3 protein-coding genes are annotated in these 1,800 nt (G+C 28.4%); all 3 read left to right on the plus strand.

What is annotated here, in order from left to right; translation table 11 throughout:
- A partial coding sequence (locus C0512_RS15395; protein ID WP_290863161.1) for an AAA family ATPase occupies window positions 1–313 on the plus strand: 313 nt, incomplete at its 5' end.
- A 3-nt stretch (window positions 314–316) separates the two neighbouring features.
- Entirely contained in the window at window positions 317–1,168 is an 852-nt protein-coding gene (locus C0512_RS15400) for a DUF4435 domain-containing protein (protein ID WP_290863163.1), read from the plus strand.
- 158 nt (window positions 1,169–1,326) lie between these two features.
- On the plus strand, window positions 1,327–1,800 hold a 474-nt coding region (locus tag C0512_RS15405; RefSeq protein WP_290863165.1), incomplete at its 3' end, for a hypothetical protein.

Consider the following 1,800-nt stretch of genomic DNA (forward strand, 5'->3'; position numbering starts at 1 on the left):
TGAACTGACTTTCAATAATCTAGATAAAAATGGCAAAGCAGTAACCGAATATAAGGACATTAATTATTTATCTTCAGGTGAACAACAGATTTTAATACTTTTCTCTTACATAGCCTTCAATAGCCAAAACGGAAAAATATTTATAATTGATGAACCCGAGCTTTCTCTTCATATAAAATGGCAGGAAGATTTTTTAGAAAAATTAGAAAAAATAACTCCTAAAAATACTCAATTGATACTTGCTACCCATTCACCGATATTGGCGAATAAGAAAAAAGAAAAAGCAATAACTTTATTCTCTTATAATAATTAAGATATGGAATTTGGCTTCCCAGAGTTAACCGAATCATTTTTATCCGGGCAAGATGTATTTTATGTTCAATTTAATGATGTATTTTTTTATGTAGAAGATACTGATCAGGAACATTTGTATTATAACATTCTCAAACGTTTATTCCCGGATGTGAAATTTGATAAAATTTTCCCGTTGAATGGCAAACAAAATCTAAAAAATCACGCTAAACTGAATGTTGGTGATAACAAGAAAGTTTACATCGCAGATTTAGATTTCGAAGACATTTTGGAAACCAAAGAAAATATTGATAATGTTTTTTACTTAAAAAAGTATTCAATTGAAAACTACTTGATTGATAAACAGGGAATATATGAAATAATTCGTGAAAAAAATCCTAAACTCAAAAATGCAAATATAAATGCTTTGTTTAGTTTATTAACAACCTTAAATCGATGTAAATCACTTTCTGAGCTATCCAGAACGTTTATTGTAATCCAGAAATTTTCGCTAGGAAAAGAATACTTTGGATTAAATCCAGCTCGAGATTTTGATTTTGCTACAATTCCACCAAGCTATAAAAACTCCTTTATCACTAATTATTTTGATGAAGTTGAAATTTTGCTTAAATCAATTGACGCAAGATTTACACTAAACTCAAAAACTAAAATTTATAAATCTAGTTTTAAATCTTTGGATGATTGCTTATCTAATATTCCAGGAAAACATCTTCTAGTTTTGATAAAATTTTTATTAGAAAAAGAACAATTAATAAATCAAGTAAGTCTAGAAACATTCACGTATAAACTATCTAAAGATTGTTCTGTCGATTCTTTTAATGATTTGAAAGATGAGATATTAGAATTCGTAGCATAACTGCTGCTAACATGCGTCAAAAGCAATCGCTGGTTTTTGGTAAATAGTTCGCTCTTTTTTACTATTTTCGTTTTGTGCTAATGAAGAAATTTCAGTTGCCAAGTCGCCACAAGTTTAGCCGTAACCAGTAAACTACGAAAACATTACAAATAGTTATTATGTCAAAATATTCTACTCTTGTCAACATTTTAGACACCATAATTAAAGAAGCTCCTGCTTCAATGTCAAAAAAATATTCAACATATAAATCTGATAATGAGCAATTGAATCAAAGCCGTTCGAGAGCATTTATACATTTATTTTTAAAAGTTAGTTTTGGGCTTTTGTCATTTGAAGAAAGAGAACATTTTTTGACAGATGGTTCTTATGACGGTGGTATTGATGGATATTATATTAATCCTGAAAATAAAACCGTTTATTTGATTCAATCAAAGTTTAGAGCCAATGATAAAAATTTTGAAAACAAGCAAATTGCTTTTGAAGAAATTTTAACCATGGATGTAAATAGAATCCTTGATGGAGAAATTAAAGATGAAAATGGAAACGAATACAATGGAAAAATAAAACAACTTCAACGTGAAATTTCTAACACTGATAGCATTGGTAGATATTCATATCAAATAGTCATACTA

Source organism: Flavobacterium sp., assembly GCF_013822155.1.
Taxonomy (GTDB): Bacteria; Bacteroidota; Bacteroidia; order Flavobacteriales; family Flavobacteriaceae; genus Flavobacterium.

Bases quoted from the DNA above. Each gene is read 5' to 3' on its own strand.
- C0512_RS15400 (WP_290863163.1), top strand. From the start codon at position 317: ATGGAATTTGGCTTCCCAGAGTTAACCGAATCATTTTTATCCGGGCAA.